Consider the following 16,944-nt stretch of genomic DNA (forward strand, 5'->3'; position numbering starts at 1 on the left):
GCCGGTGACACCGCGTGCCAGGCTTACTGCATGTGCCAGCCGTGGCTGACCACCACCGATTGACCCGTCAGCGCATTGGTCGGGAAGGCTGCCAGGAAGACTGCGGTCTGGGCTACGTCCTGGGTGGTGGTGAATTCACCATCGACGGTGTCCTTCAGCATGATCTTCTTGATCACATCTTCTTCGCTGATCCCGAATTCCTTGGCTTGCTCGGGAATCTGCTTTTCCACCAGCGGCGTGCGCACGAAGCCGGGACAGATGACATTGGTGCGGATCTTGTCCTTGGCGCCTTCCTTGGCCACCGTCTTGGCCAGGCCCAGCAGGCCGTGCTTGGCCGTCACGTAGGGCGCCTTCAGCGCCGAGGCCAGGTGCGAGTGCACCGAACCCATGTAGATGATGGAGCCGCCGCGACCCTGCTTGATCATCGCCTTCATCGCCGCGCGCGTGGTCAGGAAGGCGCCGTCCAGGTGGATCGCCAGCATCTTGCGCCAGTTCTCCAGCGACAGCTCAGTCACCGGGCTGATGATCTGGATGCCGGCGTTGCTGATCATGATGTCCAGACCACCGTAGGTATTGACCGCATCGGCCACACCCTTGTCGACCTGGGTCTCGTCGGTCACGTTCATGGCCACGGCCATGGCGGTACCGCCGTTCTTGACGATTTCTTCGGCCGTCGCCTTGGCCGCTTCCAGGGCCAGGTCGGCGATGACCACCTTGGCGCCCTGCTTGGCGTATTCGACCGCGATTTCCTTGCCGATGCCGCTGGCCGAACCGGTGATGAGAGCGACTTTATCCTTGAGTAGCATGATCTTCCTTATGTTTCGAGTTGACGGAGTTTGCAAAGCCTGACCGTCATCGCCATCGGCGCTGGTTACCCTGTTGCGCCCGATCAACGATGCCAGTCATCGGTCCATGGTTTCGATGAACGGGTCATCGAAAGATTCCTTGGGGTGTTGCCCCGTTTCCTTACCCTCGCGCGTTCGCCTTGCCCCGATTGCGGAGGTCTCCCGGCGACGCTTTGTCACGCCATTGTAACGCTGGCGCGGCTCTTGTTGCTGCACCGCCAAAACCGCTGCAGAGGTCATGTGGGTGAAACAATCGCTGGTTAGTCTGTGCAGCGTTATCCCGGGGATATCGGCTGAATCTCGAAAATCGACAATAGATGTTTCGATTTCATTCTGGAGCAGCCGCACTTTTGGGGGGGTAGCGTCAGGTCGACTGGAACAAGCCCTTATTTTTACCGGTTGCTTCCGATCACCTGACTTCCTCCTCACCCATCACCATAAAGGACAATGCATGAGACTGCTTACCATTCCTGCCGATGCCAATCCGAGTTTTGCCAAGCTCAATCTGAGCCTGGCCAGCACCCCGGAAGAAGTGCGCGAAGTACAGCGCCTGCGCTACAAGGTCTTCATCGAAGCGATGAACCTGTCGGCCCTGGCCAACCCCGAAGGCCTGGACAAGGATGAGTTCGACGACTACTGCGACCACCTGATCGTACGCGACAGCAAGACCCTCTCCGTGGTCGGCACCTATCGCGTCCTGAGCCCGCATGGCGCGCGCCGCATGGGCAAGTTCTACTCGGAACAGGAATTCGATCTCTCGCGCCTGGACAACATCCGCGGCGTCATCGCCGAAGCCGGCCGCGCCTGCATCCACCCGGACTACCGCAGCGGCGGCGTGATCATGATGCTGTGGGCCGGTCTGGCTGCCTACATGCGCAAGGAACGCTGCGAATACCTGATGGGCTGCGCCAGCGTCAGCCTGGCCGATGGCGGCCACAATGCCGCGGCGCTGTACCACGCCTTCCGCGAAAAGAACCTGGCGCCGCCCGACTACCGCGTCACGCCGCTGCTGCCCTTCCCGCTGGAAGACCGCGAAGCCGGCATCGAACCGCAGATTCCACCGCTGTTGCGCGGCTACCTGCGCAGCGGCGCCTGGGTCTGCGGCGAACCGGCCTGGGACCCTGATTTTCACTCGGCCGATTTCTTCCTGCTGCTGCCCTTGTCCAAGCTCGACAGCCGCTACGCCCGCCACTATCTGAAAGACTCGAGGGCCGCATGAAGCCACGCGAACAGTTCATGGAAAAAGCCCAGGGGCTGTTCGCCGACCTGGGGTCTGAGCACGATGCCGGTGACGACGAAGCGCGACGCGATCCGCTGCGCTTTCGCACCATCTGGATTTCCGACATCCACCTGGGCACCACCGGTTGCCAGGCCGAGCGCCTGCTGGAATTCCTGCGCGCCACCGAGTCCGATACCCTCTACCTGGTGGGCGACATCATCGACGGCTGGCAGTTGAAGCGTCGCTGGTACTGGGACCAGAGCCACAACAACGTGGTGCAGACGGTGCTCAAGAAGGCCAAGAAGGGTACCAACGTCATCTTCGTGCCGGGCAACCACGACGAAGTGATCCGCCAGTTCATCGACCTCGATTTCGGCGGTATCAAGATCCGTGACGAACTGGTGCACGTCACCGCCGAAGGCAAACGCATGCTGGTGCTGCACGGTGACCGCTTCGATGGCGTCATCGCCTGCGCCAAGTGGCTGGCCTACGTGGGCGATTCGCTCTACACCATGATCCTCAAGTTCAACCAGTGGTTCAACAGCTGGCGTGCCCGTGCCGGCCTGCCTTACTGGTCGCTGTCGCAATACCTCAAGTCCAAGGTCAAGAACGCGGTGAACTACATCACCTCCTTCGAGGACGCACTGGCCGATGAAGCCAAGAAGCGGGGCCTGGACGGCGTCATCTGCGGCCACATCCACAAGCCCGAGATCCGCGACATCGGCGGTGTCGTCTACTGCAACGACGGCGACTGGGTCGAGAGCCTGTCGGCACTGGTGGAAGACCCCGACGGCGCGTTGCGCCTGGTGACCTGGCAGGAAATCATGCAGCTCAAGCGGGCCGGCAAGGAAGCCCGCATGGCCGCACGCGAGCTGGCGACGGCCTGAAGCATCGAACCTGCTCCTGAAGTTTTACATTATTGATACGATTTATGCGCATTGCCATCATCAGCGACGCCGGCGAACCCCAGGTCAACGGGGTCGTCAATACCCTGCGCTCCACCGTACGTTGCCTGCGCAGCTTCGGCCATGAAGTGCTGCTGCTGTCGCCGCGCGACTTCCGTACCTTCGCCTGCCCGACCTATCCCGAAATCCGCCTGGCCTACCAGCCCTACGCCCGCATCGCGGCCGCCCTGGAAGGCTTCCAGCCCGACTGCATCCACATCGCCACCGAAGGGCCCATGGGGCTGGCGGCGCGCCGCTACTGCCTGCGTCACAAGCTCAATTTCACCACTGCCTACCACACCCGTTTCCCCGAATACCTGGCCGCCCGCAAGCTCTTGCCCAAGGCCATCACCTATCGTCTGCTGCGCTGGTTCCATGGCCGCTCCGAAGCCATCATGGTGCCCACCCCGGCGATGAAGACCGCGCTGCAGGAGCAGGGCTTCCGCAACGTGGTGCTGTGGGGCCGCGGCGTGGATACCCAGCACTTCCGCCCGGCGGTGGAAGACCACGCCTGCATCGAGCGCCCGCTGTTCCTCTATGTGGGCCGGGTGGCGGTGGAAAAGAATATCGAAGCCTTCCTCAAGCTCGACCTGCCCGGTACCAAATGGGTGGTGGGCGATGGCCCGCAACTGGAAGAACTGAGCGCCCGCTATCCGCAGGTGCGTTTCCTGGGCGCCAAGGGACATGACGAACTGCCGGCCTACTACAACTGCGCCGATGTCTTCGTCTTCCCCAGCAAGACCGATACCTTCGGCCTGGTATTGCTGGAAGCCATGGCCTGCGGCATCCCCGTGGCCGCCTATCCGGTCGAGGGGCCGATCGACGTGGTCGACAATGGCGTCTCCGGCATCCTGCGTCATGACCTCAAGCAGGCCTGCCTGCAAGCCCTGCGGCTGGACCATGAGGCGGTACGCGCCCATGCCGCCAGCCGCTCATGGGAATCGGCCACCCAGCAGTTCCTGCAGCATCTGCACCTGGCGCACCGCGCGGCACCGGGCAAGCCTGCCGCGATCAAGGCACTCGGCGAGACGCCCTGATCCGCCGCCGCGCCGGCGAGGCGGCGCGGCATCTTCCTTCCCTTCCGTTTTTCCCATTTCGTCCTTTTCGTTCTTTTCTTCCTTCCTGCTCCCGGTTTCCAAGCGAGCGATCTTTTTCAGCGTCCGCTCAACAGCGCAAGCTCTGCGGCAGCGCAGACATTCCTGCGCTGTTGGAATGGAATTTGCTAAATCTCAAAAGTCCAGACGGCAGCTGGATTTACAGTTACGTCCGCAGTGGTTGGTGAGGGCTTCAGCATCCGCCGCCGCGAGATGGCAGAAGGGATAGGAAAACCAACAACAGGAGGGGAGAGAGATGAAGACTGTGCTTGCCAATCTGCAACTGTGGCAGAAATTCGCATTGCTGGGTCTGCTGGGACTGGTGTTGTTCGGCGTGCCGACCACACTGTACGTTCTCAGCACCGAACGCGTGATCCGCTTCAAGAAGGAGGAAATCGAGGGCGTCGAGCCGGTCAGGCGCTTACTGCGCAGCGTGCAACTGATGCAGCAGCATCGCGGCATGTCGGCCGTGATGCTCAACGGCGCCGCCGACATGGTGGCACCCCGCCAGGCCAAGGCGACGGAAGTGGACCAGGCCCTGCAGGCGCTGGCGCAGGCCATGCAGGGCATGCAGAAGAGCGATGCCCAGGCCGGCGCGCTGCTGCAGGCCCAGGTCCAGGCCTGGACCAAGGTGAGGGACGCAGTCGGAGCCCGTCAGCTGGCCGCGCCGGAAAGCTTTGCTGCCCATAGCGCCGTGATCGGCGCCTTGTTCGACCTCAACGAACGCATGCTCGATCATTTCCACTACACCATCGATCCTGACTTCGATAGCACCCAGCTGATCAACGCCGCCTTCATCGCCATGCCGATGCTCACCGAAGACCTCGGCCGGGCGCGCGCCCGTGGTGCCAGCCTGCTGCTCAAGAAGGACATCAAGCGCGAAGACCGGCTGGAACTGGTGGCCATGCTGGAGCGGGCGCAAGAGCGACTGCTGGTGGCCCGCCGGTCCTTTGCCAAGGGTGTGGCAGCCAATGCCGATATCGGTGCCCGCCTGGGGACTGTATTCGACAGTGCCAACCGGCTGGGGCTGGACGCCATCAAGCTGGCCCGCGAGCAGGTCCTGCTGCCGCAGGAGGTGAGCTATGCATCGGACGCCTACTTCAAGCAATTCACCCAGGCCATCGATGAGCAGTTCAAGGCCATCAGCGAGGCCACCGCAGTGCTGTCCACGCAACTCGATGCCCAGAATGCCGCCCTGCGCCAGCAACAGATGTCGGTGCTGGCGGCCATCCTGTCGCTGGCGGTGCTGGCCGCCTGGCTGGGCGTGATGATCACACGCTCGGTCACACAGCCGGTGCTGGCCTCGGTGGACATGGCCAGGCGCGTGGCGGCCTATGACCTGACCGTGCACAGTGTCGTGCGCGGCCGTGACGAGACGGCGCAACTGCTGGGCTCCCTCAACAGCATGACCGGTAGCCTCGGCGGCATCGTGACCCAGGTGCGCAGCAGCATCGACCTGATGCAGCATGCCAGCGGCGAGATCGCCACCGGCAATGCCGACCTGTCGCGCCGTACCGAGTCACAGGCCTCCAGCCTGGAGGAGACCGCCAGCGCCATGGAGGAGCTGACCTCCACCGTCCAGAACAATGCCGACAATGCCCGCCAGGCCGACCAGCTGGCTGGCTCCGCCGCCCGTCTGGCCGAGCGCGGCGGGCAGGTGGTGGGCGACGTGGTGCAGACCATGGCCCAGATCAGGGAGAGTTCGCGGCGCATCGTCGACATCATCAGCGTCATCGATGGGATCGCTTTCCAGACCAATATCCTTGCCCTCAATGCCGCCGTGGAGGCGGCACGCGCCGGCGAGCAGGGGCGCGGCTTTGCCGTGGTGGCCTCGGAAGTGCGCTCACTGGCGCAACGCAGCGCCAGCGCCGCCAAGGAAATCAAGCAGTTGATCGGCGATTCGGTGGACAAGGTCGACACCGGTGGCAGGCTGGTGGACGAAGCCGGCGTGACCATGAACGAGGTGGTCGGGGCGGTACGCCAGGTGGCCGGCATCATGAGCGACATCACCCAGGCCAGCCAGGAGCAGAGTACCGGCATCAGCCAGGTCAACGACGCCATCACCCAGATGGAGGCCATCACCCAGCAGAATGCGGCATTGGTGGAGCAGGCGGCGGCAGCCTCGGAAAGCCTGCAGCAACAGGCGTCACTGTTGCGCGAGGCGGTCGCGGTCTTTCGTACCGACCACGACAGTGCCCCTGTTCAGAGGGCGCCCTTGGCGACGCGGCAGGTGGCGCTATCGGCAGCATGAGCACCTGGCGTTGAGCGCCTGACACCACGCCCGCCAGAGCCCACGACGTGCGGTGGTTGAGGGGGTGTGGTCGCTTTTTTAACTATGCAAAAGAAACATGCGGGCATGCCGACAAAGCATTGGCTCGCCCGCATGGGCCTCTTCTAATATGCGCCACGCGCATTTCGTCCATGGCGTTCATTCTGTACATCCCGTGCGTCTGGCGCTGAAGCTCGCGTCGCCGCACGCCGGGGTGGCTGCGGCGCGATTTCACCATAACAAAACATCAACACGGTCGCGTTGCCGCTGCAGTGCAGTGCAGGGCAAGCGGCGGGCATGAATCATGCTGTAAATCTGCGCAGGGCGGGCTGCTCACCGGTGGCCGCCCCCATTTGCACCACCGTCTACGTTAGCGTTACAAGAAAGACATCATCCATGATTCAACGTCTCAAGATCGGTAGCCGCCTGGCGTTCGGTTTCTGCCTCATCCTGCTGCTGGCCACGGCGATCCTGCTGATCGGCCTGTGGCGCATGGCCGAGATGGAAGCCAGCAGTGAATACGTGATCGAAAAGAAGGTCACCGCCATGACCACCGCCATGCACATGCGCGAAGCCGGCAGCGAGATGGCCCTGGCCTTGCGCAAGGTGGTCACGCCCACCGATGCAGCCGAAGGCAAGGCCGAGGATGAACACCTGGGCCGCATCCTGCAGGCCTATGCCGGCTTCGAGAAGCAGATCACCGAACTGACCTCCAGTGGCCGTGGCAGGGAATTGCTGGCGGCCGCCAGCGGCGAGAGCAAGAAGCTGTTCCCCATCGTCGAACAGATCCGCCAGCAGGTCCTCAGCAACAATTACTTTGATGCGGCGCAGTTGCTGAAAAGCGATTTCCTGCCGGCCCACGAAAAGTGGATGAGCAGCGTGGGTGCGCTGGCCTCGTTCCAGCAGGACGACATGAAAGAAGCCCATGCCGACGCCAAGGACAGCTATCGCAAGGCGCAGATCGGCATGTTGCTGATGGGCGTGCTGACCCTGGGCCTGGGCTTCTTCTTCACCTTTGTCATCACCCGCTCCATCGTCAATCCGCTCAAGCGCGCCGGCAGCATTGCCGAGACCATCTCCAGCGGCGACCTGACCCAGGACTTCCACGATGATGGCCGCGATGAAGCCGCCCACCTGGTCAACGCCCTGGACGCCATGCAGACCAACCTGGCCGCCACGCTCAACGAAGTCAAGGAAAGTGCCGCCGTCATCGCCGTGGCCTCGCACGAGATCGCACGCGGCAACGTGGACCTGTCCAACCGCACCGAGTCCCAGGCCTCCAGCCTGGAAGAAACCGCCAGCTCCATGGAGCAGCTCACCTCCACCGTGCAGCAGAACGCCGAGAACGCGCGCCAGGCCAACCAGCTGGTGCTGTCGGCCTCGGACCATGCCACCAAGGGTGGCCGCGTGGTCGGCGACGTGGTGGCCACCATGGGCTCCATCAAGGAAAGCTCCAGCAAGATCGTGGACATCATCGGCGTGATCGACGGCATTGCCTTCCAGACCAACATCCTGGCCCTGAATGCGGCCGTGGAAGCAGCCCGCGCCGGCGAGCAGGGTCGTGGCTTCGCGGTGGTGGCCTCCGAAGTGCGGGCGTTGGCCCAGCGCAGCGCCGCCGCCGCCAAGGAAATCAAGCAGCTCATCAGCGATTCCGTGGACAAGGTCGACACCGGCGGCAAGCTGGTCGATGAAGCCGGCGCCACCATGAGCGAGATCGTGTCTTCGGTCAAGCACGTGGCCGATATCATGGGCGAGATCACTGCCGCCAGCCAGGAGCAGAGCGCCGGCATCGCCGAGGTCAACAACGCCATTTCGCAGATCGACGAAATCACCCAGCAGAACGCCGCCCTGGTGGAACAGGCCGCCGCCGCCGCCGAAAGCCTGCAGGAGCAGTCCGACGTGCTGGCGCGGGCGGTGGCAGTGTTCCGTCTCAGGACTGCGCAGGCGGGCGCGGTGCACGCTGCGGCAGCCTCCGTCCCGGTGGCGCGACCGCTGACGCCCGCGCGCACGATCAACCCGCAGCCGGCGCTGACCGCCGCGAGCCCCGCCAAGCGCCCGGTCGCCGGCCTGCCACCCGCAGCGCCCGCCAGCGGCAAACCGGCTGCCACGGCACGGGATGACGAGTTCGAAGAGTTCTGAAAGTTGTCATGACGTCCAGGCTTGAGGAAGCGTCATTGCAGTAACAAAAAATCAAGCTGTTGCGTAAGCGCCGCCACCTTCCGGGTCGCGGCGCTTTATTTTTGCCTGAGACGGGCAGGAATCGTGAGAATTTAAGATAATTCTCAAGTTGCCGTAAAGCTATAACAATCGCAGCAGATTGACCGGTCCGGAAATGGGGAGGACGGTCGCCTGCGCGGCCGGGGGAAGAGCACGGCGTCGAGGCCTGCCTGCATGGGGAAAATCGACGACAGCGGCCATATCGCGGAGTCACGCGGACCCGGTGTAGCAATAGCGGCACTTTCACTTCATCCACCGGAACCACACCAATGTCCATCAAGAACCTTTCCATCAAGGCGCAACTCGCCATTGCCGTCCTTGTGCTGTCCATCCTGCTGCTGGCCATCGGCGCGTCGGGCCTGCTGGGCATGTCGGCCGCCGTCAGTGTCAATCGCCAGCTCTCCGAAGAGCGCATGCCCAAGACCGTCGCTGCCGACAATACGCTGATCTGGATCGGTCGTCAGCGTACCTCGCTGGACCAGGCCGCACTCACCAGCGACCCTGCCTGGGCCGAACGCATGGTCGGCATGGACGCCAATGCGCGCAAGGAAGCCCTGCAGTGGTGGGCCAAGTACACGGCGCTACCGCAGACCGAAGACGGCAAGGTCCTGGTGAAGAAGGTTTCGGATGGCATCGAGAAGACCGAGCAGGAGCTGACCCGCTTTGCCGAGGTGATCAAGGGCGGTGACCGCCAGGCCATCGGCGACCAGGCGCGCAAGGTCGGCACCATCTACACCGCCATGCAACTGGACGGCCAGGCCCTGAGCAAGTACGAGACCGAGCTGGCCACCCGTAGTGCCGAAACCTCCATGGCACGCTACGAAGCCTCGCGCATGTTTTCCATCGTCGCCATCATCGCCGGCCTGCTGCTGGCCTTCTACAGCTGGTGGTCGCTGCGCCGTGCCATCGGCGAGCCGATGCAGCGCGCCCTGCGCCACTTCGACGCCATCGCCTCGGGTGACCTGACCCAGCCGGTGCACGTGCATTCGAAGAACGAAATGGGCCAGTTGCTCAATGGTCTCTCGCGCATGCAGGAGAGTCTCACCCGCACCGTGCGCGCCGTGCGTGGCGGCAGCGATGCCATCGCCACCGCGACCCGTGAAATCGCTTCCGGCAACCTCGATCTGTCCTCCCGTACCGAGCAACAGGCGGCTTCGCTGGAAGAGACCGCCTCCAGCATGGAAGAGCTGACCAGCACCGTGAAGCACAACGCCGACAATGCCCGCCAGGCCACCACGCTGGCGGTCAATGCCTCCACCATCGCGGCCGACGGCAATGCGGTGGTGAGCCGGGTGGTGCAGACCATGGAAGAGATCCGCGAGAGCTCCTCGCGCATCACCGACATCGTCAGCATCATCGATGGCATCGCCTTCCAGACCAATATCCTGGCGCTCAATGCAGCGGTTGAAGCAGCCCGTGCCGGTGAGCAGGGACGCGGCTTCGCAGTGGTCGCCACCGAGGTGCGCGCGCTGGCGCAACGCTCCTCCAGCGCAGCCAAGGAAATCAAGGAACTGATCATGCATTCGGAAGAGCGCGTGCAGGCCGGCTCGCAGCTGGTGGGTCAGGCCGGCGAGACCATGAACGACGTGATCCAGGCGGTGCAGCGCGTGACCGACATCATGAGCGAAATCTCGGCCGCCTCCAACGAACAGAGCGCCGGCATCGACCAGGTCTCGCGTGCGGTGACGCAGATGGACGAGGCGACCCAGCAGAATGCCGCCCTGGTGGAACAGGCCAGCGCCGCTGCCAAGTCGCTGGAGCAGCAGGCCCAGTCGTTGATGCAGGAAGTGGCGATCTTCCGCGTCGGTGGCGCGGCCATGGCGCCCGCCGTGGCCGCTGCCCCGGTCCGCGCGGCCCAGCCTGCGACCAAGTCCGCACCCAGGATGGCTGCACCGCAAGCCGCTCCCAAGGCAGCCCCGGTCCTGAAGCGTCCGGCCCTGCCGGCGGCCAGCGCTGCAGCAGCACCGTCGCGCCCGGCCCCGCGCGTGCCGGCTGCCGGCGACGATGGTGATTGGGAGACCTTCTGAAGTGATGCGCCCCGCCGGCGTGTTTGCCGGCAGGGCATGCGTTCAACCAGGAACGCATAGACGAAAAAAGACAAAAGCAAAAAGCAAAAACGCTGCGACCAGCCTGTGCCGGTCGCAGCGTTTTTTTATACCTGCCTTGCCAGGCCGGCCGTCAGCGCGGGTGATGCTTGCCCGAGGTCGCCAGCAATTCCGGTGCCACCACCGCCTTGAGGTAGTTGGTGGTGACGTCGCCGCGTTCGCGCTGGCTGATCCACCAGATATTGGCCTTGCGCAGCGACCACTCCTGCGGCTGGCCGCAGATCAGTTGTGCGGCCACCTGGCCCAGTGTCGGCTGGTGACCGACGATGAGTACCGGCTCGCGGCTGTCCGGCCAGTTGGCCGCCCGCAGCAGGTCGGCCGCAGTCATGTTGGGGGCCAGGTCGGCCACCACCTTGTGTCGGCGCTTGAGGGCCTCCACCGTCTGCAAGGTGCGTGTCGCGGGACTGACCAGGATACGGCAGCTTTCCGGCAGGTTGCGGTCCAGCCATTCGGCCATCTTGGCAGCCTGCTTGTGACCCTTCGGGGTCAGGGCACGGCCCTCGTCGGGTTCGCCCAGCTCGGCCTCGGCATGTCGCCATAGAATCAGGTCCATCTCAGCTCCTCGGATAAATCGGCAGGTGGCGTCGGGAGTGCTTCGGTGTCGGGCTCACTCTTCCGGTGGCGTGGCCGGAATGCCCAGCGTGGTCATTAGGTGTTGCTGGGCGTTGAAGCACTGCTGCTTGGTGCGCGGTTTCTTGAGCGTATAGACGCCATTGACGTCGAGCTGCCAGGAATTGGTGTTGTCCTTCAGGTAGGGGTTCAGACCTTCCGAAATCACCCGCTTCTTCAGCGTCTTGTCCAGCACCGGGAAGGCCACCTCGATACGGCGGAACAGGTTGCGGTTCATCCAGTCCGCACTGGCCAGGTAGACGTCGTGGGCCAGGTCGTTGCGGAAGTAATAGATGCGCGAGTGCTCCAGATAGCGGCCGATGATGGATCGCACCTTGATGTTTTCCGACAGTCCCCGCACACCCGGGCGCAGCGCGCAGGCACCGCGCACGATCAGGTCGATCTTGACGCCATCGGCCGAGGCCGCGTAGAGGGCGCGGATCACCGACTCGTCCAGCAGCGCATTCATCTTGGCGATGATGCGCGCCGGCCGGCCTTCGCGGGCGATCTGGCCTTCGTTGCGGATGGCACGGATGATTTCCTTCTGCAGCGAGAACGGCGCCAGCCACAGGTGCGTGAGATTGCGCGGCTTGGTCAGGCTGGTGAGATGGATGAAGACCTCATTGACTTCGGCCGTGAGCTCCTGGTTCGAGGTCAGGAGGCCGAAGTCGGTATAGAACTTGGTGGTATTGGGGTGATAGTTGCCGGTGCCGAGGTGGGCGTAGAAGCGCAGGCCCTGGTCGTCGTCGCGGCGGATCACCAGTGCCAGCTTGGCGTGCGTCTTCAGGCCGACCACCCCATAGACCACCTGCGCTCCGGCCTGCTCCAGTTTGACTGCCCAGTTGATGTTGGCTTCTTCATCGAAGCGCGCCATCAGTTCCACGATCACCGTCACTTCCTTGCCGTGCTGGGCGGCGTAGATCAGCGCCTCCATCAGGTCCGAGTTCATGCCGGTACGGTAGATGGTCTGCTTGATGGCCAGCACGCGCGGGTCGTGGGCGGCGGTGCGGATGAAATCCACCACCGGCTGGAAGGACTGGAACGGGTGGTGCAGCAGCACGTCCTTCTTGTCCAGGGCGGCAAAGATATTCTCGCTGGCCAGTTGCGGCGGCAGGGTGGGGGAGAAGGGCGGGAAGCGCAACTCCGGCTGGTTGACCAGGTTCACGATCTCGCCCAGGCGCACCATGTTCACCGGACCCTGTACCGCGTACAGGCGGTTGCGTTCGATGTTGAACTGGTTCAGCAGGAATTGCGCCAGGTGTTCGGGACAATTGGCCGCCACTTCCAGGCGCACCGCCACGCCGAACTGGCGGCTCTGCAATTCGGTTTCCAGGGCCTGGCGCAGGTTCTTGACCTCTTCTTCATCGACCCACAGGTCGCTGTTGCGGGTCACGCGGAATTGCGAATAGGCGGTGATGTCGCGCCCCGGGAACAGGTCGGCGATGTGTGCATGGATCACCGAGGACAGCAGGCAGAACGAGGACTGGCCCTTGGCCGAGAGATGGTCCGGCAGCTTGATCACGCGTGGCAGCACCCGTGGCGCCTTGACGATGACGATGGCCGTGCCGCGCCCGAAGGCATCCTTGCCGGAGAGCTCGATGATGAAATTGAGGCTCTTGTTGTGCACCTGCGGGAAGGGGTGGGCCGGGTCCAGGCCGATGGGCGTCAGCAGCGGGCGCACATGCTGCTCGAAATACTGCTTGACCCAGGCGCGCTGTGCCTCGTTGCGGTCATCGTGGCGCAGCAGGTGGATACCGTTGGCCGCCAGTTGCGGCAGGATTTCGTCGTTGAGCAGTTCGTACTGGCGCGTCACGATGCGGTGGCATTCGGCGCTGGTGCGTTCCAGCGCGGCGCGCAGTTCGGGCGGATCGATATTCTCGCCCTCGATGCGATTGGCCAGCAGGCTGGCGATGCGCACTTCGAAGAATTCATCCAGGTTGCTGCTGCAGATGCAGAGGTAACGCAGGCGTTCCAGCAGCGGCACGCTGTCGTCTTCGGCCTGGGCCAGCACGCGTCGGTTGAAGGCCAGCTGCGACAGTTCGCGATTGAGGTAAATCGTATTGGCGGGAAGTTCAGGAGGTGTGCTGCTTTCCGGTTTTGCTTTTCTGATCATCAATGTTCCCTGTCCATCCACTTTGAGCGGGCAGTGTATTTAGGAGGTATGACGAGTTTATGACAACACTCATGTCGCTTTGTCACATTGCTTCAGTATAAGAGCAAGCCCATGTGATGACAAAAACATATTTGCTCATATGCAATGCGGGTTTGTCGGCATGACACGGAATTGTCAGGAAACCCGCGTGCAGCCTGGCGCCTGGTTTTGCAGCCCGGTACCAGGATCTGCCCCGGCGCCCGGCGAAGGGCCGCCGGGGCTGGCCTGGATGACAAGTTCGGGTCATAAACTCGTCACATTAGCTGGTTAAAGTTCGCCCTGTCTCGGAAGTCATCCCTCCCATCGTGATGTTTCTTTCTGACGTTCCTCTCTCAAAATCATAGGAGTAGTTGAAATGGGGTTTAACCATCTGATCAAATCTGTTGCAGTCGCAGTGGCCGGCGCTTTCGCCTTCAGCGGTGCCGCTCATGCAGCAGAAATCACCGGCGCCGGCGCCTCCTTCCCGTACCCGGTCTACGCCAAGTGGGCTGAACTGTACAAGACTGCCACCGGCAACAGCCTGAACTACCAGTCCATCGGTTCCGGTGGTGGTATCAAGCAGATCAAGGCCAAGACCGTCGACTTCGGCGCCTCCGACGCCCCGCTGCCGCAGAGCGAACTGGCCGAAGCCGGCCTGACCCAATTCCCCGCCGTGGTCGGTGGCGTGGTCCCGGTGGTCAACCTGGATGGCGTGACCCCGGGCCAGATCAAGCTGTCGGGCCAGGTTCTGGGCGACATCTACGCTGGCAAGATCACCAAGTGGAACGCGCCTGAAATCACCGCCCTGAACCCGGGCGTGAAGCTGCCGGCCGACGACATCACCGTCGTCTACCGTTCGGACGCTTCGGGCACTTCCTACGTGTTCACCTCCTACCTGTCCAAGGCCAATGCCGACTTCAAGGCCAAGATCGGTGCCGGTACCGCCGTCAAGTGGCCCACCGGCGTGGGTGGCAAGGGTAACGAAGGCGTTGCCGCCAACGTGCAGAAGGTCAAGGGCTCCATCGGCTACGTCGAGTACGCCTACGTCAAGAAGAACAAGCTGAACTACACCCAGCTCAAGAACAAGGACGGCAACTTCGTCTCCCCGGATGACTCCTCCTTCAAGGCTGCCACCGCCCACGGCGACTGGGCCAAGACCCCGGGCTTCGCAGTTGACTTCACCGACGCCGCCGGCAAGGAATCGTGGCCGATCTCCAGCGCCACCTTCATCCTGCTGCACAAGGAACAGGCTGGCGATGGCGCCAAGGGCCGCGAAGTCCTGAAGTTCTTCGACTGGGCCTACAAGAATGGTGGCAAGGTCGCCGCCGACCTGGACTACGTGCCGCTGCCGGATTCGGTCACCAAGCTGGTGGAAGATTCCTGGAAGAGCAACGTCAAGGACAGCAGCGGCAAGGCGATCTGGTAAGCCACCGTCAAGTCCGGCCGGGCTCTGAACAAGTCCGGCCAAGCAAGCCTCTCCCCTACGGAGTATTCGGGCCATCGCAGCGAGAACGAGCAACTCTGGAGCACAGAGCATTCGCGGCGATGGCCCGTTTTAATGGTGAATTCAAATGAGCGCTAATTATTCCACCACGGCAATGTCGAATACCGAAGTCAAAAAATCCCCGACAGAGACTGATAGTGCGCAGGTCGCGCGCGAGAAGTTGATGGCCGTCATGCGCCGCCAGCGACTGCAGGACTTCTTCTTCCACAAGATCACCCTGATTTTCGCCCTGTCAGTGCTGCTGATGCTGGGCGGGATCATCGTGTCCCTCATCATCGGTGCTGCACCCGCGTTCCAGGCCTTCGGCCCGGGCTTCATCACCCGCGTCGAATGGGACCCGACCAATAACGAATTCGGCGCCATGATCGCCATCGTGGGTACGCTGTCGACCTCGATCATCGCCTTGCTGATCGCCTTCCCGGTCAGCTTCGGCATCGCCCTGTTCCTCACCGAAATCTGCCCCGCCAAGCTGCGCCGCCCGCTGGGTACCTGCGTGGAGCTGCTGGCCGGCGTGCCTTCCATCATCTACGGCATGTGGGGCCTGTTCGTGTTCGCCCCGCTGTTCTCGGAATACGGCCAGCCCTTCCTGAAGGCCACGCTGGGCCAGATTCCCGGCATCGGCGTGCTGTTCTCCGGCCCCACCATGGGCATCGGCATCCTCACCGCCGGCCTGATCCTGTCGGTGATGATCATCCCCTTCATCTCCTCGGTGATGCGCGACGTCTTCGAAGTGGTGCCGGCCGTGCTGAAGGAATCGGCCTACGGCCTTGGTTGCACCCGCTGGGAAGTGGTGCGCAAGGTGGTGCTGCCCTACACCAAGACCGGCGTGGTCGGTGGCGTGATGCTGGGCCTGGGCCGCGCTCTGGGCGAGACCATGGCGGTCACCTTCGTGATCGGCAACTCGCACCGCCTGTCCTGGTCGCTGTTCTCGGCCGGCAACTCGATCGCCTCGACCCTGGCCAATGAAATCGCCGAAGCCTCCAGCAAGCTGCACGTGTCCTCGCTGTTCGCGCTGGGCCTGATCCTGTTCGTCATCACCTTCATCGTTCTGTCCGCCGCCAAGATCATGTTGATGGGCATGACCCGCAAGGAAGGAGCCAAATAATGAGCCAGACCGTACCAACCGGCAGCGCCGCCGCCAACGCGCCGCAAGCCATGAATCCCGTCTACCGCAAGCGCCTGCTGCAGCATCGCATGGGCATGCTGTTCTCCTTCCTGGCCATGGGCCTGGGCCTGTTCGTGCTGGCCTGGATCCTGCTGACCCTGGTCTTCAAGGGCGTGGCCGCGCTCAATCTGGGCCTGCTGACCGAAAACACCCCCGGACCGGGCGATGCCGGCGGCGGCCTGTTGAACCCCATCGTCGGCTCGCTGATGATGGTCGGCATCAGCACCCTGATCAGTACCCCCATCGGCATCCTGGCCGGCGTCTACCTGGCCGAGTATGGCGAGGAGAGCAAGCTGGCCCAGGTGACCCGCTTCGTCACCGACATCATGCTGTCGGCACCGTCCATCGTGATCGGCCTGTTCATCTACGCCATCTACGTGGCCAACGTGAACCACTTCTCGGGCTGGGCCGGTACCTTCGCCATCTCGCTGATCGCCATTCCGGTGGTGGTGCGTACCACCGACAACATGCTGAAGCTGGTCCCCAGTGGTCTGCGTGAAGCCGCCTTCGCACTTGGTGCGCCGCGCTGGAAGGTGGCCATCATCGTGCGCCTGCGTGCCGTCAAGGCCGGCGTGGTGACCGGCGTGCTGCTGGCGGTGGCCCGCATCTCGGGCGAGACCGCGCCGCTGCTGTTCACCGCCCTGAACAACCAGTTCTTCAGCACCAACATGAACCGTCCGATTGCCAACCTGCCGGTGGTGATCAACCAGTTCGCCATGAGCCCGTATGACAACTGGGTCTCGCTGGCATGGGGCGGCGCCTTGCTGATCACCTTCAGCGTGCTGCTGCTCAACGTGCTCTCGCGCACCCTGTTCAAGCAACAAATCCCCGGCTAATTCTCC

General features: G+C 63.1%; 12 protein-coding genes. 9 read left to right on the top strand and 3 right to left on the bottom strand.

Features of this window, described 5'->3' with window-relative positions:
• Positions 1–23 precede the first annotated feature (23 nt).
• Complete coding sequence (locus tag BTM36_RS20095) at positions 24–806, bottom strand: 3-hydroxybutyrate dehydrogenase (protein WP_006464765.1); 783 nt, start codon at positions 804–806, stop codon at positions 24–26.
• A gap of 490 nt (positions 807–1,296) precedes the next feature.
• On the opposite strand from BTM36_RS20095, the gene BTM36_RS20100 reads away from it, so the two are divergent.
• From BTM36_RS20100 to BTM36_RS20125, 6 genes are all read left to right on the top strand, one after another.
• Positions 1,297–2,064, top strand: a complete 768-nt coding sequence (locus BTM36_RS20100) for a GNAT family N-acetyltransferase (protein ID WP_077237669.1) — start codon at positions 1,297–1,299, stop codon at positions 2,062–2,064.
• Positions 2,061–2,951, top strand: coding sequence for a UDP-2,3-diacylglucosamine diphosphatase (locus tag BTM36_RS20105; RefSeq protein WP_077237670.1), 891 nt, complete (start codon positions 2,061–2,063; stop codon positions 2,949–2,951). Before BTM36_RS20100 ends, BTM36_RS20105 begins: the two co-directional genes overlap by 4 nt.
• Before the next feature lie 44 nt (positions 2,952–2,995).
• Complete coding sequence (locus tag BTM36_RS20110) at positions 2,996–4,045, top strand: glycosyltransferase family 1 protein (protein ID WP_077237671.1); 1,050 nt, start codon at positions 2,996–2,998, stop codon at positions 4,043–4,045.
• A 313-nt stretch (positions 4,046–4,358) separates the two neighbouring features.
• Entirely contained in the window at positions 4,359–6,353 is a 1,995-nt protein-coding gene (locus BTM36_RS20115; RefSeq protein WP_077237672.1) for a methyl-accepting chemotaxis protein, read from the top strand.
• Positions 6,354–6,767: 414 nt separating this feature from the next.
• Positions 6,768–8,510: a methyl-accepting chemotaxis protein gene (locus tag BTM36_RS20120; RefSeq protein WP_077237673.1), complete on the top strand. Its 1,743-nt coding sequence runs from the start codon at positions 6,768–6,770 to the stop codon at positions 8,508–8,510.
• 347 nt (positions 8,511–8,857) lie between these two features.
• Positions 8,858–10,615 carry a methyl-accepting chemotaxis protein gene (locus tag BTM36_RS20125; protein ID WP_077237674.1) on the top strand — a complete coding sequence of 586 codons (1,758 nt, stop codon included), beginning with the start codon at positions 8,858–8,860 and terminating at the stop codon, positions 10,613–10,615.
• A gap of 151 nt (positions 10,616–10,766) precedes the next feature.
• Here the strand turns inward: BTM36_RS20125 and BTM36_RS20130 are convergent, their stop codons facing one another.
• A complete protein-coding gene (locus tag BTM36_RS20130) occupies positions 10,767–11,246 on the bottom strand; it encodes a histidine phosphatase family protein (protein WP_006464980.1) in 480 nt (159 codons plus the stop codon).
• Between the two features lie 54 nt (positions 11,247–11,300).
• Entirely contained in the window at positions 11,301–13,415 is a 2,115-nt protein-coding gene (gene ppk1, locus BTM36_RS20135) for a polyphosphate kinase 1 (RefSeq protein ID WP_006464981.1), read from the bottom strand.
• Between the two features lie 394 nt (positions 13,416–13,809).
• Between ppk1 and pstS the strand changes: the two genes are divergently transcribed.
• The 3 genes from pstS (at position 13,810) to pstA (ending at position 16,938) form a co-directional block, all read left to right on the top strand.
• A complete protein-coding gene (gene pstS, locus BTM36_RS20140; RefSeq protein ID WP_006464982.1) occupies positions 13,810–14,859 on the top strand; it encodes a phosphate ABC transporter substrate-binding protein PstS in 1,050 nt (349 codons plus the stop codon).
• Positions 14,860–15,031: 172 nt separating this feature from the next.
• Positions 15,032–16,042 carry a phosphate ABC transporter permease subunit PstC gene (gene pstC, locus BTM36_RS20145; RefSeq protein ID WP_039876741.1) on the top strand — a complete coding sequence of 337 codons (1,011 nt, stop codon included), beginning with the start codon at positions 15,032–15,034 and terminating at the stop codon, positions 16,040–16,042.
• The gene (pstA, locus tag BTM36_RS20150) at positions 16,042–16,938 is read left to right on the top strand and encodes a phosphate ABC transporter permease PstA (protein WP_077237676.1); all 897 of its coding nucleotides are present in this window, start codon (positions 16,042–16,044) and stop codon (positions 16,936–16,938) included. Before pstC ends, pstA begins: the two co-directional genes overlap by 1 nt.
• Positions 16,939–16,944 lie beyond the last annotated feature (6 nt).

Origin of the sequence: Herbaspirillum sp. VT-16-41 (assembly GCF_001994935.1) — a bacterium.
GTDB classification, from domain to species: domain Bacteria; phylum Pseudomonadota; class Gammaproteobacteria; order Burkholderiales; family Burkholderiaceae_D; genus Herbaspirillum; species Herbaspirillum frisingense.

Bases quoted from the DNA above. Each gene is read 5' to 3' on its own strand.
- BTM36_RS20095 (WP_006464765.1), bottom strand. From the start codon at position 806: ATGCTACTCAAGGATAAAGTCGCTCTCATCACCGGTTCGGCCAGCGGC.
- BTM36_RS20100 (WP_077237669.1), top strand. From the start codon at position 1,297: ATGAGACTGCTTACCATTCCTGCCGATGCCAATCCGAGTTTTGCCAAG.
- BTM36_RS20105 (WP_077237670.1), top strand. From the start codon at position 2,061: ATGAAGCCACGCGAACAGTTCATGGAAAAAGCCCAGGGGCTGTTCGCC.
- BTM36_RS20110 (WP_077237671.1), top strand. From the start codon at position 2,996: ATGCGCATTGCCATCATCAGCGACGCCGGCGAACCCCAGGTCAACGGG.
- BTM36_RS20115 (WP_077237672.1), top strand. From the start codon at position 4,359: ATGAAGACTGTGCTTGCCAATCTGCAACTGTGGCAGAAATTCGCATTG.
- BTM36_RS20120 (WP_077237673.1), top strand. From the start codon at position 6,768: ATGATTCAACGTCTCAAGATCGGTAGCCGCCTGGCGTTCGGTTTCTGC.
- BTM36_RS20125 (WP_077237674.1), top strand. From the start codon at position 8,858: ATGTCCATCAAGAACCTTTCCATCAAGGCGCAACTCGCCATTGCCGTC.
- BTM36_RS20130 (WP_006464980.1), bottom strand. From the start codon at position 11,246: ATGGACCTGATTCTATGGCGACATGCCGAGGCCGAGCTGGGCGAACCC.
- ppk1 (WP_006464981.1), bottom strand. From the start codon at position 13,415: ATGATCAGAAAAGCAAAACCGGAAAGCAGCACACCTCCTGAACTTCCC.
- pstS (WP_006464982.1), top strand. From the start codon at position 13,810: ATGGGGTTTAACCATCTGATCAAATCTGTTGCAGTCGCAGTGGCCGGC.
- pstC (WP_039876741.1), top strand. From the start codon at position 15,032: ATGTCGAATACCGAAGTCAAAAAATCCCCGACAGAGACTGATAGTGCG.
- pstA (WP_077237676.1), top strand. From the start codon at position 16,042: ATGAGCCAGACCGTACCAACCGGCAGCGCCGCCGCCAACGCGCCGCAA.